Here is a 21,542-nt window from a genome sequence, read left to right on the forward strand (position 1 = left end):
CTTATCCCTTCACCGCGCCGGCGGTCATGCCGCCGACGGCCTTGCGCTGGAGGAAGAGGAAGACGATGAGCACAGGGAGCGAGAAGAGCGTGGAGGCGGCCATGGTGGCGCCCCAGTCGCTGCCGAACGCGGTCTGGAACTGGGTCAGCCAGAGCGTCAGGGTCTGCGACTCCTTCTCCTTGTTCAGCATGAGGATCATGGCGAACTCGTTCCAGGCGGTGATGAAGCCGAAGAGCGAGGTCGACATCAGGCCGGGGGCGAGCAGCGGGAAGATCACCTTGCGGAACGCCTGACTGCGGGTGCAGCCGTCGATCTGCGCGGCCTCCTCCAGCTCGACCGGGACGGCGGCGATGAAGCCGCGCAGGGTCCACATGGTGAAGGGGAGGACCATCACGAAGTAGATGAGCGTGAGCGCCGGAATGCTGTTCAGCATGTCGTTCTCACGGGAGATCATGTACATCGCGATGACCATGACCTCCCAGGGGGCCATCTGCGCCATCATGACGGTGAGGACGATGCCCTTGCGCCCCTTGAACTTCATCCGGGCTATCGCGAAGCTCGCGGCCAGGGCGACGACCAGGGCGAGCACCACGGCACCGACGGTGACCATGAGGCTGTTGGTCACGTACGTCCAGAACAGGTCGACGCCGGTGGCGGTCGTGTAGTTCTCGAACGTCGGGGTGAAGACGAAGACGGGGTCCTTCGTCATGATCTCGTGCTGCGGCTTCAGCGAGGACGAGAACATCCAGTACACGGGGAAGACGAAGACGACCGCGAGCAGGAGGGCGGTGAGGTTCTTGGCGACCACGGGGACCGTGAGCGGCTTCCTGGTGCGCAGCTTCTGCGGAGTCTGGGTGGTGGCGCTCACAGCTCCTCCTCCTGCTTCAGGATCAGGCGGAAGTAGAAGGACATGACCGCGATGAGCATCACGATCGTCAGGATGGAGATGGCCGCGGCGACACCGTAGTGGAACTGGCCGACGCCCTCGATGTAGGCGAAGACCGGGAGCGTCTCGGAGCCGCGGTCGGGGCCACCCAGGTTCATGGCGTAGACCTGGGCGAAGGCCTTGAAGATCCAGATGATCTCCAGGAACGTCGTGATCATGAAGAACGACTTCAGGTTCGGGAAGACCACGGCCCAGAAGGTGCGCCAGCCGCTGGCGCCGTCCATCTTCGCGGCCTCGTACAGCTCGGACCCGACGGTGGTCAGGGCGGCGTACATGTTGAGGGCGACGAAGGGGATGGAGCCCCAGACGAGCAGGATCATGATGATGACGAGGGTCGAGAACCCGGTCTCGAACCAGTTGTGCTGCTCGTAGCCGTCGAAGCCCAGCGTGCGCATCAGCCAGTTCACGACGCCGAACTGCTCGTCGAAGAGCCAGCGGAAGACCGTGACGGAGGCGACGATCGGCATGGCCCAGGCGAACATCAGGGCCAGCGAGAGGACCAGTCGCATCTTCTTGCCGAGGCGGTTGAGCAGCAGGCCGATGCCGGTGCCGATCGCCATGATGAGGAAGACGTTGACGGCCGTGAAGACGACGCTTCGGACGACGACGGTCCAGAACTCCGGGTCACCCAGGAGTTCGGTGTAGTTGTCGAAGCCGGTCCAGACGGTCTCGCGGGTGATGAACTCCTTCCGGTTGAGCTGCTGGAAGGAGAGGATCACATTGCGGATCAGCGGGTAGAGCAGCAGCACCGCCATGGACAGCAGGGCAGGCGCGACGAGCAGGTACGGCAGCCACCCGCTGGGCAGGGAACGCCTGCCGCGCGAAGGCTTAAGGACTTCCTTCGGGCCCGAAGGGGGTGGCGGAGTCTGAGACTTCCCTGCCGCCCTCCCGGGCGCGTCCTGAGGATCGGCGGTCGCCGTCCCCTGGGAGTCCACGGTCATGGTCTTATTCCTCGCGGTTCTGGGGCTCCCGCGCCCACCGGGGCGCGGCCCGGGGGAGCGGGCCGCTGATCACTCGTGAAGCGCCGATGGTGCGGCCGGTGCGTGACCGGCCGCACCACCGGGCTACGGATTACTGCTGGTGCTGCTGATTACTGCTGGTTGATGCGCTCGTTGATGACCTTGTCGGCCGCCTCGCCGGCCGCCTTGGCGTCCTGACCCTTCAGGACCTTGGTCATGAAGTCCTTGATCGGGTTCGGGGCGGTCTCGACGTTCGCCCAGCCCGGGGTGACCGGGGTGACCTTGCCGGAGGCGGAGGACGCGGCCATGGCCTCGGCGAAGGAGCCGGCGGCCGGCTTGAACTGCGCGGCGTCGGTGTTGGGAAGCAGCGCGCCCGCGGTGGCGGTGGCGTACTTCGTCATGTACTCCTTGCCGGCGGCGAGGGCCAGCCACTCCTTCGCGAGCTCCTTGTTCTGGGAGCGCTCGGCGATGGCGAGGTTCGAGCCGCCGAGGAAGACGGAGCCCGGCTTGTCGGCCGTCTTGCCCGGGATCGGGAAGTAGCCGAAGTCGGCGGTCTTGCCGGCCTTCTTCATGGCGTCGATCGCGCCGCCGGCCTCCCAGCCGAGACCGATCCAGGACGCCACGCCGCCCTTGGGGACGATGTCGGTGGACTGCTGCGGGGTCGCCTCGTCCTTGTCCTTCGGAGCGGTGGAGTAGGACGCCAGCTCCTTGTAGAAGTTCATGGCGTTGACGGCCTCGGGGGAGGACAGGTTGCCCTTCCACTTGTCGCCGTCCTTGACCGCGAGGTCGCTGCCCTCGTCCCAGATGAGACCGGCGAGGACGTACCAGGACTGGCCCGGCAGGTAGATCGCCTGCGACTTCGGGTCGGAGGCCTTGAGCTTCTTCAGACCGTCGATCCACTCGGCGCGGGTCTTCGGCGGGGTGACGCCGGCCTTCTTGAAGGCGGCCTTGTCGTAGACGACGACGCGGTTGGCGGCGTACCACGGGGCCGAGTAGAGCTTGCCGTCCAGCTCGTTGGAGGCGACCATGCCCTTGTTCCAGGCGTCGTAGCCCAGCGTGGCCTTGTCGCCGGTCAGGTCGGCGAGGCCGCCCGTGACGGCGTAGCCCGCGGTCTGCGTGTTGCCGAGCTCCAGAACGTCCGGCGGGGTGTCCTCGGAGAGCGCGGTGGTGACCTTCTCCTGGATGCCGTTCCAGATCTGCTTCTCGACCTTGACCTTGACGCCCGGGTGCTTGGCCTCGAAGGCCTTGTTCACCTCGGTCATCCAGGCGTCCGGGGCGGAACCGTCCATGACCCAGACGGTCAGAGTCTTGTCGCCCCCGGCCGGCGCCTTGGCGCCGTCCTTACCCTTGTCACTGTCGGAACCGCACGCAGCGATAGAGACCATCATGCCTGCGACGCCGATCGCCGCGATGAGCTTGCGCTTCACGCCACCCTCCTCAGGGATGCCTGCAACCCCTGCCCACCGCGCGAAGACATACGTCGGGTAGTGCTCGTGGGGCTGGGACCTGGTCTTTAATGGTTTAGACCAGTACCCGGAGCTTGGCCTAGACCTTTAGGGGTGTCAAGGGTGTATAAGAAGGGCAGTCGCGTCCGTTATCGGACCGACACCTGAGGGAGGGCGACGACCCGTGACCGGTCCGTGCCACCATGTGAGCCGCGACAGACGGAGGAGCCGGTGACGGCAGCAGCACAGGAGTCGGGAAGGCAGGCCATGGCCACGGACGCGGGCAGCACGGAGACGGAGGGTGGGGCACCCACCCGTACCGCGCGCGTGCCCAAGTACTACCGACTGAAGCGGCATTTGCTCGACATGACGGAGACCCTGCCGCCCGGCACGCCGGTCCCTCCGGAGCGCACGCTCGCCGCCGAGTTCGACACCTCGCGCACCACCGTGCGCCAGGCCCTCCAGGAGCTGGTCGTCGAGGGCCGACTGGAGCGCATCCAGGGCAAGGGCACCTTCGTGGCCAAGCCCAAGGTCTCCCAGGCCCTGCAACTCACCTCCTACACGGAGGACATGCGCGCCCAGGGCCTGGAGCCCACCTCGCAGCTCCTCGACATCGGCTACGTCACCGCAGACGACACGCTCGCCGGGCTGCTCGACATCTCGGCCGGCGGACGGGTGCTCCGCATTGAGCGACTGCGCCTCGCGAGCGGCGAGCCGATGGCGATCGAAACCACCCATCTCTCCGCAAAGCGATTCCCCGCGCTGCGGCGTTCGCTTGTGAAGTACACCTCGTTGTACACCGCACTCGCCGAGGTGTACGACGTGCACCTCGCCGAGGCCGAGGAGACCATCGAGACCTCCCTCGCCACCCCGCGCGAGGCCGGACTGCTCGGCACGGACGTGGGCCTGCCGATGCTGATGCTCTCCCGCCACTCGCTGGACGCCCAGGGCGAGCCGGTCGAATGGGTGCGGTCGGTCTACCGCGGCGACCGGTACAAGTTCGTGGCGCGCCTGAAGCGGCCCAACGGCTGAGCCTTTCGCAAGGGACACGAACGGCCGCACCCCACCGGGTGCGGCCGTTCGGCGTTTCCGGAGCCCGCACGGGAAGACCCCGACGGCCGTACGGAGGCCCCGGGGCCGTACGGGAAGGCCCCGACGGCCGCACGGAGACCCCGGAACCCGCACGGTAAGACCCCGGGCCGTACGGAGACCCCGGGGCCGTACCGCGAGATGACGGCCGCCCGGCACCTTCCGCCTGGCCGGAACGTGACGCCTCCCGGAAACCCCCAGGTGAGCGGCGCGCGGCGGCCGTGCGCACGGACTGGCTCCTAACGGCCACGCGGTTGGCGCCAGCCGTTTTCCGGTGACAGGGCACCCCCGGCGGGCCAGTCTTGGACCTGTCGGAGCCGCCCGGAAGAGCCCGGGAGCGGCGCAGGGAGACCCACCCCCGGCATTCCCCGTCCGTATCGCCAGGAAGGCAGTTCCGCCATGCTCAGCGCCACCCGTTTCGCCGCTTTCGCCCGCATTCAGGTCCGCCCCGCCCTCGCCCTGCTCGTCCCCGCCGCGGCCGCGCTGACCCTCGTCCTGGCGGCGGACCCGGCGTCCGACGGAGCGGGTGTCACCGACGGCGGAACGACGGTCGCGGCCGCGCGGACCACCGCCGGCGACGACGGCTTCTCCTGGGGCTGATCGTCATCTACCTCGTCGGCATCTCGATGAGGGCATCGGACGACGACCCCGCCCCGGACACCGACCCCCCACCGGCCCCGTCCGCCGCACTCCTCGTCGAGACGCTGCACCGCGTCGCCCGTCCGCAGGACCGTTTCGAATCCGCGCGGGCGCTGGTTCTCGACCGAACCGTCCGCCTCGCCCTGTACATCCGGGGCCCGGACGAGATCGAGGCCGTCGGCCACGCGCTGCTGCTCTGCCGACGCCTCCTCGGCCACTCCCCCGCACTCTCCCGCCACCGCATCGCGGACTTCCGGCTGCTCTGAAGCGCCCCCACACGCCGAGCCCCACGCCGAAACCCCCTGACCGCCCTTCCAAGGAACCCCCATGCCCAGGGCCCGTCCCAGCGTGTCCGTCGTCATCCCCAACTACAACTACGAGAAGACCCTCCACGCCTGTCTGACCTCGGTGTTCGCCCAGACCCACGCCCCGCTCGACGTCATCGTCGTCGACGACGCGAGCACCGACAGGTCCCGGGACATCGCCCGGGAGTTCGACGTCGTCCTGATCGCCAACCCCCACAACAGCGGGGTGTCCGCCGCCCGGAACCTCGGAGCCGCCGCCGCCCGCGGCGAGATCCTCTTCTTCCTCGACTCCGACACGGCCCTCCATCCCGAGGCCCTCGCGAACGCCGCCGACCTGCTCCGGGACGACCCCGGTCTCGGCTGTGTCCACGGGGTTCTCGACCCCGAACCGCTCTTCGACGACGGGCCCGTGGAGCGCTACCACGCCCTGCACGCCCACTTCTGGCGCCGCCGCGCCGCCGGCGAGGTCCGTACCGCGTTCTTCGCCCTCGGCGCGATCCGCAAGGAGGTCTTCGAGGCGACCGGACCCTTCGACGAGAACCTCCGGGACTCGGAGGACGTCGAGTACAGCGGCCGGCTCGTCCGGACCCACCGGATCCTGATGACCGAGGCGATCCGCGGCCGGCACGACGACGTCGACCGGCTCGGGGCGATGCTCCGTGAGCAGTACCGGCGCTCGCAGCTGCTCATCGCGGCGCTCGGGCAGCTGCGGGAGGGCGGCCTCACCGCCAACCGGCCGCTCGGCGTCCTCGCCGCCGCGCTCACCCTCCCCACCCTCCTCCTCGGCCTGCTCACACCGTGGCTGCTGCTCGTCCCCGCCGTCTGCGCGCTGGTCTTCGCCTGCGCCGATCCGGGTCTGAGCCGGTTCGCGCTCCGGACCCGCGGACCCGGCTTCCTCCTCTACTTCACCGCCGTCCACTTCGTGCTGCACCAGGCGATCGTGCTCGGCGCGGCGCGCGGCACCGTCCGCTGGCTCACCGAGCCGGACTTCGGGCCCAGCGTGCGCCGCCGTCCCGAAGCCACCGCGTCCACCGCCGCTTCTCCCACCTCCCTCACCGGATGACCACCGCCGACCTCCGTACGCCCCTCCCCACAGGAGCCCGTTCATGGCCACGCCCACGCTCACCGGCCGACAGGCGCCGACGGCCCGCCCGCCGGCCTCCCGTCCTCCCAGTCGTCTCGCCGATCTCACCTCCCTCGTCCGCCCTGGACAGTGGACGAAGAACCTGGTCGTCGTCCCCCTCGGCCTGCTCGGCGCACCCCACCTCGACGGTGCCGCGCTCGCCGGAGCGCTCGCCGCGATCGGCGTCTTCACCCTCGCCTCCGCGCTGATCTACCTGGTCAACGACCTCGGCGACCGGGACCGCGACCGCCGCCACCCGGAGAAGCGGCACCGTCCGATCGCCGCCGGACGGATCGGCGTCGCGACCGCCGTCTCCTTCGCCGCCGCCCTCGCCGTCCTCCTCGTGGCGACGGTCGGTCTCACGGTGCTCACCGGCACGGCCGCGCTCGTCGACTGGTGGCCGGTCGCCGCGTACATCGCGCTCAACGCCGCGTACAGCAAGGGGCTCAAGCACGTCCCGCTGCTCGACGTCTTCATCGTCGCCCTCGGTTTCGTCCTGCGCCTCGCCCAGGGCTGCCTGGCCTCGGGGAACCCGGTGCCGAGCTGGCTCACCCTCTGTGTCTTCTCCCTGTGCCTGCTGCTGATCCTGGGCAAGCGGCGCCACGAGATGGCGGTCGGAGGGGTGCTGCACCGGCCCGCGCTGCGCGGCTACACCCTCGGCTTCCTCGACCAGCTGCTCGCCTTCACCGCGGTGCTCACGGCGGTCAGTTACGTCCTCCAGGTGCAGGACAGTCCGGTCTTCGGCGCGCACGGGCCGCTGGTCGCGGTGCTCACCGCCCCGTTCGCGCTCTTCGGACTCGCCCGCTACCTGCAGCTGCTCGTGGTCGACGCGGGTGGCGGCAATCCCTCGCGGGCGCTGTTCAGCGACCGGATGACCGTCTCCAACGCCCTGCTCTGGTCGGCGCTGCTGGCCGGCGCGTGGCCGCTCAGCCACCTCGGGTCCTGAGGCCGGACATGACCACCACCACCGCCCCTGCCACCACGCCCCTCACGCCCCCCGCGACCAAGCCCCCGCGCGGCCGCCTCCGTCGCGCCCTCCCCGTCCTCTTCCCCGTCGCCGTCGCCACCGGCATCGGCTACGCCCTGTACGGCCGGGCCGGCGAGCTCGCCGCCCTCGTGCTGCGACCCGACTCCGTCCCCTACCTCCTCGGGGCACTGGTCGCCAACGCCCTCGCCGTCCTGTGCTCCATGGCCACCTGGCGGACCCTCCTCGCCGACCTCGGGCCCGGGGTGCCCGGCAGGACCGCGACCCGGATCTACTTCACCTCCTACCTCGGCAAGTACGTGCCGGGGGCGGTCTGGGGCGTCCTCGCCCAGCTGCGGATGGGCGGTGCGGCGGGAGTGTCCGCGCCGGTCGTCCTCGCCGTCTTCCTGCTCAATCTGATCGTGGCCGTCCTCACCGGCCTCGCCGTGGGCCCGATCGCCGCGCCCTGGACGATCGGCGCCGAGGCCTGGTGGCTGGTCCTGCCGGGCGCGGTCACCGTCGCCTGGGCCGTACGGCCCGGACTGCTGCACCATCTGGCGGCGTTCGCCGCCCGGCTCGCCCGGCGGCAGGCGCCCACCACCCGGGCGAGCGACCGGGGCATGCGGCGGGCCCTCGCCTCGGCCACCGCCTCCTGGGCGGTCGGCGGACTGCACCTGTGGGCGCTCGCCGTGATGCTCGGCGCCCCGCCGCTGACCGCGCTGCCGGTCTGCGTGGGCGGCTTCGCCCTGGCCACCGCCGCCGCCAGCCTCGTGGTGGTGCTGCCGGACGGCTGGGGTGCCCGCGAGGCCCTGCTGCTCCTGGCGCTGACCGCCGTACTGCCCTGGCAGGAGGCGACCGCCGTCGCCGTCGCCAGCCGGGTGATCTGCACGCTCAGCGAGGTCCTCGTCGGAGGCGCCGCCCTCCTCCTGACCCTCCCCCGCCGCTCCCCCACCGACCCGAAGGAACGGACATGACCGCCCTCTACACCGTCGACGACTGCGAGTCGCTGACGACCAAGCAGGTCCACGGCCTGTACAAGGACCACGTCAACAAGAGCCAGGTCTCCCTGATGACCTCCTTCGGCTTCGGCCAGGAGCTCGTCGAGAGCGCCGAGGGCGTCTGGATCACCCAGCGCGACGGCCGCCGGGTGCTCGACTTCACCGGTGGTGTCGGGGTCCTCAACCACGGCCACAACCACCCCCGGATCCTCGCCGCCCGGCAGCGCTTCCAGGAGCGGAAGAGCATGGAGGTCCACAAGACCTACTTCTCGCCGTACGTCGCGGCCCTCGGCCACAACCTCGCGGAGCTGCTGCCCGGCGACCTGAACATGTCGTTCTTCCCCAACTCCGGTGCGGAGGCGGTCGAGGGCGCGGTCAAGCTGGCGTACAAGTTCCACGGCGGCCGGCGCTCCCGGGTGCTGCGGGCCGACATCTCCTTCCACGGCAAGCTGCTCGGCTCGGGCAGCCTGACCGGCCAGAACCAGTCGGGTTTCCAGTTCCCCGGCATCCCCGGCGTGGGGATCTTCCGGTACGGGGACCTGGACTCGGTCCGCGAGCTCGTCGCCGAACTCCGGACCGACAGGGGCGAGTCGGACGTGTACGCGATCCTCATCGAGCCGCTGTCGGCATCGACGATGAACGAGTGCTCGGAGGAGTTCCTGCGCGGGCTGCGGGAGTTGTGCACCGCCGAGAACATCGTGCTGCTCTTCGACGAGATCTACACCGGCTGGGGCAAGACGGGCACCCTCTTCCACTTCATGCGGTACGAGGGTCTGGTCCCCGACATCCTCACCACCTCGAAGTCCTTCGGCGGCGGCAAGTCCTCCATCTCCGCCTTCGTCGCCCGCGAGCCTGTCTTCCGCAAGGCCTACGACAACCTCACGGACGCCCTGCTCCAGTCGACGTCGACCACCTACTACGGCTTCGGCGAGGAGGCGGTCACCGCCATCGAGGCCGTCAACGTGGCCGTCGAGGACGACTATCCGGCCCGCGCGCGGGACATCGAGCGGATCCTCGCCCCCGGTCTGGAGCGGATCGCCAAGGAGTACCCGGACGTGGTGGCCGAGGTCCGCGGCCACGGCGCGCTGCACGGGGTCTTCCTGCACAAGGGCCCGAAGATCCTGGAGCTGGTCACGAAGCTGGTGCCGGGCGCGATGACGAAGGACCCGCGCTTCCGCACCAAGCTCATCACCTCGTCGGTGGTCAACGCCCTCTACCGGGACCACGGCATCTACACGTACTACACGCTCAACGGCGACAACCCGCTGATGGTCGCCCCCTCGCTGGTCGCCGAGCCGCACGAGGTCGAGTTCTTCCTGGACTGCCTCGACAAGACCCTCGCCCAGGGTCTGCCCCGTCTGCTCACCCGTTTCGTCAAGGAGAAGGTGTCGTCGCTGTGGTAGAGCGCATTGTGGTGACCGGCGGTGCCGGCATGCTCGGTTCGACCCTGATCGACCGGCTGCTCGGCGACGGCCGGCAGGTGCACTGTGTGGACCTGCGGGCCCCGCGTACGGAGCACGAGAACCTGACGCACACCGTCTCGGACGTCCGGGACGCGGTCACGATGAAGCGGGTCACGGCGGACGCGGACGTGGTGGTGCACTGCGCCGCCGCCCTGCCCAGCTACCCGGCCGACATGATCCGGTCGGTGATCGTCGGCGGTACGGAGGCGGTCCTGACGGCCGCCGAGGCGAACGCCGTGCCCCGGGTCGTGCACATCTCCTCGACCGCCGTGTACGGACTGCCGAAGGTGGTGCCCACCCCGGAGGAGTATCCGCGCGAGCCCGTCGACACCTACAGCGCCGCCAAGGCGGAGGCCGAGGAGGTCGCCGAGCGCTTCCGGGGCCGGGAGATGTGCGTACCGATCCTGCGGCCGAAGACCTTCCTCGGTCCGGGCCGGATGGGCCTGTTCGCGATGCTCTTCGAGTGGGCCGAGGAGGGCCGGAACTTCCCGGTCCTGGGCCGGGGCGACGTCCGCATCCAGATGTTCGACGTGGACGACCTCGTCGACGCGGTCGTCACCGCGATGGACGCGCCGGCCGAGACGGCGGACGACACGTTCAACCTGGGGGCCACCTCGTTCGGCACGATCCGGGAGGACTTCCAGGCCGTCCTGGACGCCGCCGGGCACGGCAAGCGGGTCCGCTCGATGCCCGCGAAGCCGGCGCTCGCCGCGCTCAGCCTGCTCCAGCGCTCCGGGCTCTCCCCGGTCTACGGCCGTCTGCTGCACAAGCTCCTCGACGACAGCTTCGTCTCCACCGACAAGGCCAGGGACGTCCTCGGCTTCCGGCCGAAGCACTCCAACCAGGACGCGATCCTGCGCACCTACGCCTGGTGGCGCGAGCAGCGGCGCACCGCCGCCGCGCTCCCGGCCGGCTCCCGTCCCGCGAAGAAGAGCGAGGGCGTCACCAGTGTCGAACCGTGGCGGCAGGGGGCCCTCTCCCTCGCCAAGGTCCTTTTCTAGGAGAGCCCGATCATGTCCGTTCCGCTGGTCTCCGTCATCGTCCCCAACTACAACTACGGCCGCTCGATCGGCCTGTGCGTCGAGGCCGCCCTCACCCAGACGTACCCGAACATCGAGGTCGTCGTCGTCGACGACTGCTCCACCGACGACTCCGCCGCGATCGCCGCGGCGGCCGGCGCCCGGGTGGTCTCCACCGGCGTCAACAGCGGGGTCGCGGTCGCCCGCAACCTCGGCGCCGAGCTCTCCTCCGGCGAGATCCTGGTCTTCCTCGACTCCGACGTCGCCATGCACCCCGACGCCGTCGCCAAGTCCGTCGAACTGCTCGACTCCGGACAGGGGTACGGGGCGATCTGCGGCACCTACGAGCCGGAGCCGCTCATCCGCGACAGCCTCATCGAGGAGTACCGCTCGCTCCAGCAGTACTACCTGCTGCTGAAGTCCGAGGGGGTCATCGACACCGTCCACACCGCGATCCTGGCGATCCCCCGGCGGGTCTTCGACGAGGTGGGGCCGTTCAACCCGATCCTGCGGCACACCGAGGACCAGGACTACGGGCGCCGCATCTCCGAGCGGTACACGGTGCTCAGCTCCCTGGAGGTACGCGGCCGGCACGACCACGACGACACCGTACGGATCGTCCTGGACAAGGTCTTCGCGCGCGCCCGGCTCGCCGTCCCCCTCATCCTCGGCAGACGCCACCTCCAGGGCGGCTTCGTCACGGGACCCCGCGCGGGCGCCAGCCTGGCCGCGCCCCTGACGGTCGCCGCGCTGGCCGCTCCGGTGCTGTGGGGGGCCGCGTGGGCGTTGCTCCCGCTCGCCCTGTTCGTCCTCGGCGTCTGGGGCGACCTGGACATGTACCGGGAGGTGCGGCGGCACCGGGGGCGGCTGTTCCTCGGGTACTTCGTGGCCGTCAACTTCCTGGTGAACCTGACCGTGTTCGCGGCGATCGGGGTCGCGGGGACGCAGTGGCTGTGCTCGAAGCGGTTCCGGCACCTGTACGACCCGCAGCCCCGGCCCGATGCCGCACCGGTGACCGTGGGTGCCTCCCGTGGCTGACACCCTCGCGCCGGAGGCAGGCCCCGAGGCTCCGGTACGGCCCCCCGAAGCCCCGGCCCGGCGGCGCCCGAACCGGCTCGTCCTCGGCGCCGCCCTCGCCTGGCTCGTGCTCCTGCTCGTCGAGTGGGCGGCGGACGGCCGGATCTGGCTCGGGCATCTGGTGGGCATCGTCCCGCCCGCCGCCTTCGCCCTGGTCCCGCTGCTGCTCGCGGCCCTCGCCCCGCTCGCCCGGGGCGCCGCCCGGTGGCGGAGTCTCGCCGCCGCCGCGCTCGCGCTGGTCGTGGGCTTCGGGCAGTCGGGCTTCGACCCGGCGGCGCTGTGGCGGTCGGAGCCGAGGCCCGGCGCGGACTCCGTGCGGGTCTTCGCCTGGAACACCAACTCGTGGAACCAGCTCCTCGGCACGCAGGACCACTTCTACGCCTTCCTGAAGGCGAAGGACGCGGACGTGTACCTGCTGCACGAGTACCAGCACGTGACCGCCGACCGGAAGGGCAGGCTGCCCGTCGACGACCTGGCGCGGCTGCGCCGGGAGTTCCCCGGCTACCAGGTCGCGGTCCGGGGGGAGCTGGTGACGCTCTCCCGCTTCCCGATCCTGCGGCAGCCCGCCGTCGGCCCGGCCGGGGACCTGCCGCCCGGCGCGGACTGGCAGACGGAGTACCGGGAGAACAAGGTGCTGCGGACGGACGTGCGCGTCGGGGGCAGGACGGTGTCGTTCTACAACGTGCACATGCCGGTGTGGAACAGCATGCCGGACGGGCTGCTCTCCGCCGCCTTCTACCGTCACATGCGGGAACGGTTCGCCCCGCGCAGGGCGCAGTACGCCGGCCTGGAGGCCGACCTCGCGGCCAACCGCAACCCGGTCGTGGTGGCCGGTGACTTCAACGCGACGGCCGCGATGTCCGACCTCGACCCGCTGCGGGAGCGCCTCGACGACGCGGCGGAGGTGAGCACCGACCCGCACCCCACGAGCTGGGAGGAGGGCGGCTGGAAGCCCTTCTGGCGGACGGACTGGGCGTTCACGGGAAACGGGGCGAAGGCCGAGCGCTACGAGTTCGACGAGCCGGAGAAGCTCTCCGACCACGCGGTGCAGGACCTCTGGGTGTCCCTGCCGGGGAACGGGTGACGACGTGCTGCTGTCGTGCGCCCTGGTCTGGGCGGGGTTCCTCGCCCTGCACCTCGCGCTGAACGGGCGCTGGTGGCCCTGGCTCGCGGTCTCCCTGCTGCCGCCGCTCGTCTTCGCCGCCGTCCCGCTGGCCCTGCTCGCCGCCGCCGCGGCGACCGGCGGGTGGGCGGCGGGGGCACTCGCCGCGGGCTGTCTGCTCGCGGGCTGGACGCAGAACGGGATCAACCCGCGGGCACTGGCCCGTCGTTCGGACGCCGCGGAGGGGCTGCGGCTCGTCTCCTGGAACACCCAGCACTGGAACCAGGGCGGCGACCCCGAGCGCTTCTACTCCTTCCTGCGCTCCCTAGCGGCGGACGTCTACGTCCTCCAGGAGTACCTGAACGGCTTCGAGGGCGGCGAGGTCTGGGACATCGACGACGAGGAGCGGATCCGGGCGGCGTTCCCCGAACACCACCTGGCCGTGGACAACAACTCGGTGACGCTGTCCCGGTTCCCGCCCGTCGGCCCGCCCGTGCCGGTCGGCGCCTGCTCGCTCCGGGTGGACCTGCGGATCGGCGACGGGATCCTGTCCACGTACAACGTCCACATCCCGGTGCAGCTGACGGTGATGAACCCGCTGCGCCCGGCCTTCCTGCGGGACATGCGGCGGCGGGCCGCCGCCCGCGACCGGGAGTACACGGCGCTCGTCGCGGACCTGCGGGACAATCCGCACCCGGTCCTGGTGACCGGCGACTTCAACACCAGCGCGGCCATCGGGGACATCCGCCGGATGCGCGGGACGCGCGGGGCGCACGGCTCGCTGCGCGACGCGATCGGGGTCTGCCGCTCGCTCTGTCCCGCCAGTTGGAACGCCCGTGCGCGGCTGCGGCTCTGGCGGATCGACTGGGCGTTCACCGGTGGCGGTGCCCGGGTCGGCTCGTACCGCTTCGTCGATGCGGCCGGCCTGTCGGACCACCTGGTCCAGGAACTGACAGTCACCACCCCCCACCTGCGAGAAAGAGGGAAGAACTGATGGAGTACACCAACCTGGGCGGCCCCGAGGGCCCTCGCGTGAGCACGCTGTGCCTCGGCACCCTGCCGTTCGGCACCCGGATCGACGAGGCCGCCGCCTTCGCCGTCCTCGACCGTTTCCACGAGGCGGGCGGCACCTTCATCGACACCGCCAACACGTACGCCTTCTGGGAGCCGGGGGCGACGGGCGCCGAGAGCGAGCTGGTCATCGGCCGCTGGCTGCGCAGCCGGGGCGTCCGGGACGAGATGGTGCTGGCCACCAAGGTCGGCGCGCTGCCGGACCCGCCCGGTTCGGCCTGGCCGGAGTGCGCGGAGGGGCTCTCGGCCCCCGTGCTGCAGCGCCAGGTGGAGGAGAGCCTGCGGAACCTCGGCACGGACCGGATCGATCTCTACTACGCGCACATCGACGACCGGCGGACGCCGGTCGCGGAGACCATGGGCGCCTTCGGCGAGCTGGAGGACACGGGGAAGATCGGCCGGGCCGGCTGCTCCAACTTCGCGGCCTGGCGGATCGAGGAGTCCCGGGGCGCGGCGGTGGCCGCCGGGGTGCCGGACTACGCGGCCGTGCAGCAGCGGTACACCTATCTGCGGCCGCGCCCCGGCGCGGAGTTCGGGGTGAACCCGCATGCCTCGGAGGAGCTGCTCGACTATCTGGGGACGCGGCCGGAGCTGACGTTCACGGCGTACACGACCCAGCTGACGGGGGCGTACACCGATCCGGCCAAGGAGGTGCCGGAGCAGTACCGGCACGAGGGTTCGGAGCGGCGGCTCAAGGTGCTCGCGGAGGTCGCGGCCGAGCTCGGGGTGACCGCCAACCAGGTGGTCCTGGCATGGGCGTCGGGCGGTGAGCTGCCCGTGCTGCCGGTGATCGGGGCGAGTTCGACGGAGCAGCTGGACGAGACGCTCGGCGCGGTGGGCCTGCGTCTGGACGCGGAGCTGAGGAAGCGGCTCGACGATGTCGACTGAACAGACGTTTCGGATACGGGAGTTCGCGCTGCGCCACCGGGTGGCCGTCGGGGTGGCCTGGGTGCTGGCGCTGCTGCTCGGCGGCGTGGTGGCGGTGCTGGGCCTCGGCCGGCTCGACCAGTCGTTCACCGCGTCCGGCGGGCCCGGTCACCGGGCGAACCAGGCGATCCAGGAGCGGTACGGGAACGGGGCGGCCGTCGCCCCGCTGGTCGCGGTCGCGACCTGGCCGGCGGCCACGGACGTACGGGCCCCGGAGGCGGCCGGGCGGTTCGCGTCCGTCGTGGAGCGGGCGGCGGGCCCGGGCGCCCGGACGGTCTCGTACGCGGGCACGGGCGACGAGGGCTTCCTCGGGGCGGACGGCCGGACCGTGTACGCGCTGGTCTACCCGGGCGCCGGGAAGCCGGATCTGGCGGGGCTCGCGGCCGTCGAGGAGGCGGCGGGCACGCTGCGCACGGGGCTTCGGTCGGCGCTGCCGGAGGCCCGGATCGAGGTGACGGGCGGGCTGCCGCTCCAGCACGACAGCGCGGTGGCGGGGCCGGACACGGTGGCCCTCGCGGTGAAGGCGGCCTGCGCGATCGGGCTGCTGGTGCTCCTCGTCCTGGCGTTCCGTTCGCCGCTCGGGGCCCTGGCGCCGCTGCTGCTCGCCGGGGTGACGGCGGTGGGGGCGCTGGTCCTGGTGGAGGCGGTGGCCGGGTTCACCGAGATCAGCTTCGTCGTGGTGTACCTGGTGCCGGTCACGGCGCTCGTCCTCGCGGTGCACCGTTGGGCGCAGCCGCCGGAGACCGGCGCCCGGCCGGCGGTGGCGGCCGGTGCGGCGGGGGCGGCGGCCTGTGTGGTCCTGGCGTTCTTCCCGGCGTCGTTCCTGCGCTCGGTGGGGATCGCGGGGCTCGCGGTGTGGGTGGTGGGCACGGCGGCGACGCTGACCCTGGCGCCGGTGCTCCGCTCGATGGCCCCCCGGACGCGGATCGGCCGCGCCCCCGTCGCCCGACCGGCCGGGCGATCCTTCGCGGCGGTCGGCCTGGCCCTCCTCGTCCTCCTCGCCGGTGCGGCCACGCAGCTGCGGGTGGGCAATCCGGAGGCCCACGCCCTGGTGGCGAGCGGCCCCGCCCGCGACGGTCTCGACCGGCTCACGGCGGCCGGGGTGCCGTCGGGGGTCCTGAATCCGCTGGAGGTCCTGGTCCCCGAGGGCGCGGACGCGGAAGCGGTGGCCGCGCGGGCGGCCCGGGTCCCGGGGGTGCTGCTCGCGGCGGCCCCGCCGGCGGCCGACTGGCGCCGTGCGGGTTCGGCCGTGGTCGTGGTCGTACCGGCGGAGGAACCGATGACGGCGGCGGGCGCGGCGACGGTGACGGCGCTGCGGTCGGCCCTGGCGGGAGGAACGAACGCCCCGGGAGGTACGCGTGCCCCCACCCTCGTCGGCGGCTCCGGCGTGGTGGACCGCGACCTCGTGGAAGGCGTCTACGGGCTCCTCCCCTACGCGGCCCCGGCAGCCGCCCTGGCCGCATTCGGAGTTCTCGCCGCCCTCACCGCGGCGGGCGCCGCCTTCCGTGCCGTCCTCGGCGCGCTGCTCGCCGCCGCCGCGTCGGCGGGCGCGCTCACCGTCCTGTGGCAGTGGGGCCCGCCCGGCACCGGAGCCGTCACCGGCTGGGTCCCCCTCGTCGTGGGTGCCTTCGCCTTCTGTGTGTCGCTCGACCGCTCGGTGGCCTCGGCGGCGGGCGGCCCCTCGGGGGCGGGAGCCGTGGCGGCCTGCGCGGGCGCGCTCGCGGTGCTCGCGGTCGGGATCGGCCCGCAGGTCGAACTGGCCCTGCTCGTCTCGGGGTTCGCGATGGCGGCGGTCCTCGACGCATCAGTCGGCCGGTACGGCGCCCGGCCGGTGCTCGACGCTCGCCCCGTACCCCGGAGTTCACCACGATTGGTCTAGACCTAGAGGGCACCTCCCCCATAGCATCGACGACCGCGATCACGAATGCGAGCGATCGCGCGACGGAACGTGACGAGGGGGAGATACCGGATGCTGGAGGCGCTCGGCATAAAGGAGTCGACGGAAGCCGTCTACCGTCTGCTCCTGGAGCGACCCGAGTACGACGTGACGGAGATGGCTGCCCACCTGGGCCGCCCCGAGCCCGAGGTCCGCGAGGCGCTCGCCTGTCTCGCGGACCTCAAGCTCGTCCTGATGGACGACTCCTCGGGCGAGGCCGCGCCCTTCAACCCGGACGTCGGCTTCTCCTTCCTGCTCTCCCGCGCCGAGGCGGAGCTGAGCAAGCGCAAGCGCCAGGTCGAGCAGGCCGGCCGGGCCGTGGCCGGCATCCTCGCCTCGTACGCGGACCACCCCGAACCGGGCGTCCGGCACGACCTCGTGGACCGCATCACCGGCCTCGACAACGTCCGCGAGCGCCTGGAGGACCTGGCCGCGAACGCCCGCACCGAGTGCCTCTCGCTGCTCCCGGGCGGGGCGCAGCTCCCCGACACGATGGACGCGAGCCAGCCGCTCGACCAACTCGCCCTGGAACGCGGGGTGAAGATCCGGTCGATCTACCAGGAGAGCTTCCGCAACGACCCGCCGACCGTCGAGTACGTCCGCTGGTACTGCGAACTCGGCGGCGAGGCGCGGACCGTGCCCGTGGTGCCGATGCTCATGGTGATCGTCGACCGCGAGGCGGCGCTCGTCCCGGTCGATCCGGAGGACGGCCGCGCGGGCGCCCTCGAAGTGCGCAGTCCCGGCCTGGTGCACGCGCTCGTGGTGCTCTTCGACCGCCTCTGGGACGCGGGCACGCCCTTCGGTGAGTCCCCGCGCCGCGACGAGCACGACCTCTCGCCGCAGGAGCGGGAGTTGCTCATGCTGCTCGGCATCGGCTGCACGGACGACATCGCGGCCCGACGGCTCGGGATCTCGCTGCGGACCGTGCGCCGGATGAGCTCGGAGCTGATGAACCGGCTCGGCGCGCGCAGCCGGTTCGAGGCGGGGGTGCGAGCCGCCAAGGAGGGCTGGCTCTGAGGTCCGCGCCGGGGGCGCGCCGGGGGCCGAGCCGGGGGACCGCTCCCACGAAGGTAACTGACGTAGTCCCATCCGTTATGCGGACGGGGGTTCCATGGAGCGGAACCGTCCCCTAGATTTCCCCACCATTACCGAGGTGATCAGTGAGGGGACCGGAATCGCCATGTCAGAAGCGACACAAGGGAAACAACCCACCATCACACCCCTGAGGGTCGTGATCGCGCTCTGTCTGTTCGCGCCGTTCGTGGCGATGCTCTGGGTGAGCTCGTACGCGAAGGCCGAACCGCTCTTCGCGGGCATCCCGTTCTTCTACTGGTACCAGATGCTCTGGGTGCTGATCTCCACCGCACTCACCATGATCGCGTACAAGCTGTGGCAGCTGGACCAGCGTGCCCGCAAGGGAGGTGACGCGCGATGAAGGACGGCGTCAACGGCGTGGCACTCGCCGTCTTCATCTTCTTCTTCCTGGCCGTCACGGTCATGGGATTCCTCGCCTCGCGCTGGCGCAGGGCGGAGAACGAGAACAGCCTCGACGAATGGGGTCTGGGCGGGCGCTCGTTCGGCACCTGGGTGACCTGGTTCCTGCTCGGCGGCGACCTCTACACCGCGTACACCTTCGTCGCCGTCCCGGCGGCCATCTACGCGGCGGGCGCCGCGGGCTTCTTCGCCGTCCCGTACACGATCCTGGTCTACCCGCTGATCTTCACCTTCCTGCCGCGCCTCTGGTCGGTCTCGCACAAGCACGGGTACGTCACCACCTCGGACTTCGTGCGCGGCCGCTGGGACTCCAAGGGCCTCTCCCTCGCGGTGGCGGTCACCGGCATCCTCGCCACCATGCCGTACATCGCGCTCCAGCTCGTCGGCATCCAGGCCGTCCTGGACGTGATGGGCGTCGGCGGCGGCGAGAACACCCACTGGTTCATCAAGGACCTGCCGCTGCTCATCGCCTTCGGTGTCCTCGCGGCGTACACGTACTCCTCGGGTCTGCGCGCCCCCGCGCTCATCGCCTTCGTCAAGGACACCCTGATCTACATCGTCATCGCGGTGGCGATCATCTACATCCCGATCAAGCTGGGCGGCTTCGACGAGATCTTCGCCAAGGCGGGCGAGGCGTACGCGCAGACCAACCCGGCGACCGGCAAGCCGCGCGGCGCGCTGGTGCCGGGCGAGATGGGCCAGTGGGGCTACGCGACCCTCGCGCTCGGCTCGGCGCTCGCGCTCTTCATGTACCCGCACTCCATCACGGCGACCCTGTCGTCCCGGAGCCGTGAGGTCATCCGCCGCAACACCACGATCCTGCCGCTGTACTCGCTGATGCTGGGCCTGCTCGCGCTGCTCGGCTTCATGGCGATCGCCGCCGGTATCCAGGTGAAGAACGGCCAGCTCGCCATCCCGCAGCTCTTCGAGACGATGTTCCCGGACTGGTTCGCGGGCGTCGCGTTCGCCGCGATCGGCATCGGCGCGCTCGTCCCGGCCGCGATCATGTCGATCGCCGCGGCCAACCTCTTCACCCGCAACATCTACAAGGACTTCATCAAGCCGAACGCCACCCCGGCCCAGGAGACCAAGGTCTCCAAGCTGGTCTCGCTCCTGGTGAAGGTCGGCGCGCTCGCCTTCGTCCTCACCATGGACAAGACGGTCGCGATCAACTTCCAGCTGCTCGGCGGCATCTGGATCCTGCAGACCTTCCCGGCCCTCGTCGGCGGTCTGTTCACCCGCTGGTTCCACCGCTGGGCGCTGCTCGCCGGCTGGGCCGTCGGCATGATCTACGGCACGGTCGCCGCCTACGGGGTGGCGAGCCCGACCCAGAAGCACTTCGGCGGCTCCTCCGCGGAGATCCCGGGCATCGGCGAGATCGGCTACATCGGTCTCACCGCCTTCGTCCTCAACGTCGTCGTCACGGTCGTCCTGACCTTCGTCCTCAAGGCCGTCAAGGCTCCGGAGGGCGTCGACCAGACCTCCCCGGAGGACTACACGGCCGACGCGGGCGACCGCGGGGTCGACACGAAGCTCCCGAAGGTCGGCGCCGAGACCCACTGATCCACCGCCCGACCTGACGAAGGCCGCCCTGCTTCCCCCGGAGGCATGGCGGCCTTCGCCGTACGTGCGCGAGGATGCGGGACATGCGGATCGGACCACGCCTCACCCTGCTCGCCCTGCTCCCCCTCGCGCTCGCCGTCACCGGCTGCGGCACCGAGACGGCGGGCGAACGCCCGACGCCCGGCCCGGCCGAGCTGGACGCCCGCGCCCGCTGGGCGCAGACCGACACCGACCACGTGTACGTCACCGAGGCCGAGGGCTTCGAGCCGGCCCCGATGGGGGCGGGGGTCGTCGGCGACGACGGTTTCCAGGTCGCGTACGTCTCGAAGGAAGGCGTCCGGCTCACCGTCTCCGCCGAGCGCCGCCCGTTCTCGGCGAAGGAGTGCGCCGCGAGCACCGCCGAGCAGGACAGCTGTGTCCGGGACGGCGCCCGGTGGTACCTGCGGTCCGCCGAACGGCACGCGTACGTGAGCAACGAGAAGGGGCTGCGCGTCGAGGTCGCCGCCCCGCTCACGATGGACCGGAAGGCGCTCAAGGGCGCCGCCGAGCGCGCCCACCACGCCGACGCGGCCGAGCTCGACGCCGTCCTGCCGAAGCAGGCCGGCACCGGGCAGCCCGTCGAGCGGGGCGACCTGCCGCCGGTCGGTGACGGCGCCCCCGACAACTCGGTGGGGGCCGGCGGCTGAGACGCACTGGGGGCGAGTGGCCGGCCGGAGGCACACTTCCCCCATGGACTTCACGATCAGGGCGGTACGGCCCGAGGAGTACGAAGCGCTCGGTGAGCTCACCGCGGGGACCTATCTGACCGACGGACTGCTGAAGTACGGCGCGGAGGACTCGTATCTGCACGTGCTGCGGGACACGGCACGGCGGGCGCGCGAGAGCGAGGTGCTCGTCGCCGAGGACGGCGACGGGCGGCTCCTCGGCGGGGTGACCTTCGCCACCGGCGCCACTCCCTGGGCGGACATCGCGGTGGAGGGCGAGGCCGAGTTCCGGATGCTCGTGGTCTCCCGGGAGGCCCGCGGCCGGGGCGTCGGAGAGGCCCTCGTACGGGCCTGTATCGAGCGGGCACGGGCGCTTCCCGGGTGCCGCCGCATCGTGCTGTCCACGGACGCCTCGATGGTCTCCGCGCACCGGATCTACGAGCGTCTGGGCTTCGTCCGGACCCCGGACCGGGACTGGGAGCCGATCCCCGACCACCGCCTGCGCACCTACGCCTTGGAGTTCTGAGCCGGGGGGGGCGACACAACATGTGGGGGGTTCGGCGAGCGACGCCCCCCACATGTATGCTCATCCTCGCTGTCGACGCAGGGGAATCCGGCGCGAATCCGGAACTGTCCCGCAACGGTGTGCTTCGTACGGATACGACGAATTCGTACGAGGTGAGTCCGAGGACCTGCCGCCAGCGCGCCCGGTCCGTCC

General features: G+C 71.2%; 21 protein-coding genes and 1 riboswitch. Of the genes, 18 read left to right on the forward strand and 3 right to left on the reverse strand.

Features of this window, described 5'->3' with window-relative positions; all coding sequences use genetic code 11:
* Window position 1: 1 nt before the first annotated feature.
* The 3 genes from OG259_RS14355 to OG259_RS14365 form a co-directional block, all read right to left on the reverse strand.
* On the reverse strand, window positions 2-838 hold the full coding sequence (locus OG259_RS14355; RefSeq protein WP_328947088.1) for a carbohydrate ABC transporter permease: 837 nt from the start codon (window positions 836-838) through the stop codon (window positions 2-4).
* Between the two features lie 26 nt (window positions 839-864).
* Window positions 865-1,887 (reverse strand): carbohydrate ABC transporter permease, encoded by a 1,023-nt coding sequence (locus OG259_RS14360; protein ID WP_328942624.1) that lies wholly within the window; start codon window positions 1,885-1,887, stop codon window positions 865-867.
* A 149-nt stretch (window positions 1,888-2,036) separates the two neighbouring features.
* Window positions 2,037-3,332, reverse strand: a complete 1,296-nt coding sequence (locus OG259_RS14365) for an extracellular solute-binding protein (protein ID WP_328942625.1) — start codon at window positions 3,330-3,332, stop codon at window positions 2,037-2,039.
* Window positions 3,333-3,617: 285 nt separating this feature from the next.
* On the opposite strand from OG259_RS14365, the gene OG259_RS14370 reads away from it, so the two are divergent.
* The 18 genes from OG259_RS14370 (at window position 3,618) to OG259_RS14455 (ending at window position 21,350) form a co-directional block, all read left to right on the forward strand.
* A complete protein-coding gene (locus OG259_RS14370) occupies window positions 3,618-4,382 on the forward strand; it encodes a GntR family transcriptional regulator (protein WP_266900895.1) in 765 nt (254 codons plus the stop codon).
* A 456-nt stretch (window positions 4,383-4,838) separates the two neighbouring features.
* Window positions 4,839-5,039, forward strand: coding sequence for a hypothetical protein (locus OG259_RS14375; RefSeq protein WP_328942626.1), 201 nt, complete (start codon window positions 4,839-4,841; stop codon window positions 5,037-5,039).
* Window positions 5,040-5,065: 26 nt separating this feature from the next.
* Window positions 5,066-5,344, forward strand: a complete 279-nt coding sequence (locus tag OG259_RS14380) for a hypothetical protein (RefSeq protein ID WP_328942627.1) — start codon at window positions 5,066-5,068, stop codon at window positions 5,342-5,344.
* Between the two features lie 61 nt (window positions 5,345-5,405).
* The gene (locus OG259_RS14385) at window positions 5,406-6,446 is read left to right on the forward strand and encodes a glycosyltransferase family 2 protein (protein ID WP_328942628.1); all 1,041 of its coding nucleotides are present in this window, start codon (window positions 5,406-5,408) and stop codon (window positions 6,444-6,446) included.
* Window positions 6,447-6,489: 43 nt separating this feature from the next.
* The gene (locus tag OG259_RS14390) at window positions 6,490-7,452 is read left to right on the forward strand and encodes a UbiA prenyltransferase family protein (RefSeq protein ID WP_328942629.1); all 963 of its coding nucleotides are present in this window, start codon (window positions 6,490-6,492) and stop codon (window positions 7,450-7,452) included.
* An 8-nt stretch (window positions 7,453-7,460) separates the two neighbouring features.
* Window positions 7,461-8,444 (forward strand): lysylphosphatidylglycerol synthase domain-containing protein, encoded by a 984-nt coding sequence (locus OG259_RS14395; protein ID WP_328942630.1) that lies wholly within the window; start codon window positions 7,461-7,463, stop codon window positions 8,442-8,444.
* Complete coding sequence (locus OG259_RS14400) at window positions 8,441-9,871, forward strand: aspartate aminotransferase family protein (protein WP_328942631.1); 1,431 nt, start codon at window positions 8,441-8,443, stop codon at window positions 9,869-9,871. Before OG259_RS14395 ends, OG259_RS14400 begins: the two co-directional genes overlap by 4 nt.
* Window positions 9,865-10,932 (forward strand): NAD-dependent epimerase/dehydratase family protein, encoded by a 1,068-nt coding sequence (locus OG259_RS14405; protein WP_266896482.1) that lies wholly within the window; start codon window positions 9,865-9,867, stop codon window positions 10,930-10,932. Before OG259_RS14400 ends, OG259_RS14405 begins: the two co-directional genes overlap by 7 nt.
* Before the next feature lie 12 nt (window positions 10,933-10,944).
* Window positions 10,945-11,988 carry a glycosyltransferase family 2 protein gene (locus OG259_RS14410; protein WP_328942632.1) on the forward strand — a complete coding sequence of 348 codons (1,044 nt, stop codon included), beginning with the start codon at window positions 10,945-10,947 and terminating at the stop codon, window positions 11,986-11,988.
* Window positions 11,981-13,111, forward strand: coding sequence for an endonuclease/exonuclease/phosphatase family protein (locus OG259_RS14415; protein ID WP_328942633.1), 1,131 nt, complete (start codon window positions 11,981-11,983; stop codon window positions 13,109-13,111). Before OG259_RS14410 ends, OG259_RS14415 begins: the two co-directional genes overlap by 8 nt.
* A 4-nt stretch (window positions 13,112-13,115) precedes the next feature.
* A complete protein-coding gene (locus OG259_RS14420) occupies window positions 13,116-14,123 on the forward strand; it encodes an endonuclease/exonuclease/phosphatase family protein (RefSeq protein ID WP_328942634.1) in 1,008 nt (335 codons plus the stop codon).
* On the forward strand, window positions 14,123-15,088 hold the full coding sequence (locus OG259_RS14425; RefSeq protein ID WP_328942635.1) for an aldo/keto reductase: 966 nt from the start codon (window positions 14,123-14,125) through the stop codon (window positions 15,086-15,088). Before OG259_RS14420 ends, OG259_RS14425 begins: the two co-directional genes overlap by 1 nt.
* Window positions 15,078-17,006, forward strand: coding sequence for an MMPL family transporter (locus tag OG259_RS14430; RefSeq protein WP_328942636.1), 1,929 nt, complete (start codon window positions 15,078-15,080; stop codon window positions 17,004-17,006). Before OG259_RS14425 ends, OG259_RS14430 begins: the two co-directional genes overlap by 11 nt.
* Before the next feature lie 90 nt (window positions 17,007-17,096).
* Complete coding sequence (locus OG259_RS14435; protein WP_328942637.1) at window positions 17,097-18,080, forward strand: LuxR C-terminal-related transcriptional regulator; 984 nt, start codon at window positions 17,097-17,099, stop codon at window positions 18,078-18,080.
* Window positions 18,081-18,243: 163 nt separating this feature from the next.
* Window positions 18,244-18,498 carry a DUF3311 domain-containing protein gene (locus OG259_RS14440; protein ID WP_056643933.1) on the forward strand — a complete coding sequence of 85 codons (255 nt, stop codon included), beginning with the start codon at window positions 18,244-18,246 and terminating at the stop codon, window positions 18,496-18,498.
* Entirely contained in the window at window positions 18,495-20,120 is a 1,626-nt protein-coding gene (gene mctP, locus OG259_RS14445) for a monocarboxylate uptake permease MctP (RefSeq protein ID WP_266896462.1), read from the forward strand. The genes OG259_RS14440 and mctP overlap by 4 nt, the downstream gene beginning before the upstream one ends.
* A gap of 83 nt (window positions 20,121-20,203) precedes the next feature.
* A complete protein-coding gene (locus OG259_RS14450; RefSeq protein WP_328942638.1) occupies window positions 20,204-20,806 on the forward strand; it encodes a hypothetical protein in 603 nt (200 codons plus the stop codon).
* 43 nt (window positions 20,807-20,849) lie between these two features.
* Window positions 20,850-21,350: a GNAT family N-acetyltransferase gene (locus tag OG259_RS14455; protein ID WP_328942639.1), complete on the forward strand. Its 501-nt coding sequence runs from the start codon at window positions 20,850-20,852 to the stop codon at window positions 21,348-21,350.
* 52 nt (window positions 21,351-21,402) lie between these two features.
* Window positions 21,403-21,538: riboswitch (cobalamin riboswitch) on the forward strand.
* Window positions 21,539-21,542 lie beyond the last annotated feature (4 nt).

Source organism: Streptomyces sp. NBC_00250 (assembly GCF_036192275.1).
Lineage (GTDB): Bacteria > Actinomycetota > Actinomycetes > Streptomycetales > Streptomycetaceae > Streptomyces.

Excerpts from the sequence above, each read along its gene's own strand:
- OG259_RS14360 (WP_328942624.1), bottom strand. The coding sequence starts at position 1,887 with ATGACCGTGGACTCCCAGGGGACGGCGACCGCCGATCCTCAGGACGCG.
- OG259_RS14370 (WP_266900895.1), top strand. The coding sequence starts at position 3,618 with ATGGCCACGGACGCGGGCAGCACGGAGACGGAGGGTGGGGCACCCACC.
- OG259_RS14375 (WP_328942626.1), top strand. The coding sequence starts at position 4,839 with ATGCTCAGCGCCACCCGTTTCGCCGCTTTCGCCCGCATTCAGGTCCGC.
- OG259_RS14380 (WP_328942627.1), top strand. The coding sequence starts at position 5,066 with ATGAGGGCATCGGACGACGACCCCGCCCCGGACACCGACCCCCCACCG.
- OG259_RS14385 (WP_328942628.1), top strand. The coding sequence starts at position 5,406 with ATGCCCAGGGCCCGTCCCAGCGTGTCCGTCGTCATCCCCAACTACAAC.
- OG259_RS14390 (WP_328942629.1), top strand. The coding sequence starts at position 6,490 with ATGGCCACGCCCACGCTCACCGGCCGACAGGCGCCGACGGCCCGCCCG.
- OG259_RS14395 (WP_328942630.1), top strand. The coding sequence starts at position 7,461 with ATGACCACCACCACCGCCCCTGCCACCACGCCCCTCACGCCCCCCGCG.
- OG259_RS14400 (WP_328942631.1), top strand. The coding sequence starts at position 8,441 with ATGACCGCCCTCTACACCGTCGACGACTGCGAGTCGCTGACGACCAAG.
- OG259_RS14410 (WP_328942632.1), top strand. The coding sequence starts at position 10,945 with ATGTCCGTTCCGCTGGTCTCCGTCATCGTCCCCAACTACAACTACGGC.
- OG259_RS14425 (WP_328942635.1), top strand. The coding sequence starts at position 14,123 with ATGGAGTACACCAACCTGGGCGGCCCCGAGGGCCCTCGCGTGAGCACG.
- OG259_RS14430 (WP_328942636.1), top strand. The coding sequence starts at position 15,078 with ATGTCGACTGAACAGACGTTTCGGATACGGGAGTTCGCGCTGCGCCAC.
- OG259_RS14435 (WP_328942637.1), top strand. The coding sequence starts at position 17,097 with ATGCTGGAGGCGCTCGGCATAAAGGAGTCGACGGAAGCCGTCTACCGT.
- OG259_RS14440 (WP_056643933.1), top strand. The coding sequence starts at position 18,244 with ATGTCAGAAGCGACACAAGGGAAACAACCCACCATCACACCCCTGAGG.
- mctP (WP_266896462.1), top strand. The coding sequence starts at position 18,495 with ATGAAGGACGGCGTCAACGGCGTGGCACTCGCCGTCTTCATCTTCTTC.
- OG259_RS14450 (WP_328942638.1), top strand. The coding sequence starts at position 20,204 with ATGCGGATCGGACCACGCCTCACCCTGCTCGCCCTGCTCCCCCTCGCG.
- OG259_RS14455 (WP_328942639.1), top strand. The coding sequence starts at position 20,850 with ATGGACTTCACGATCAGGGCGGTACGGCCCGAGGAGTACGAAGCGCTC.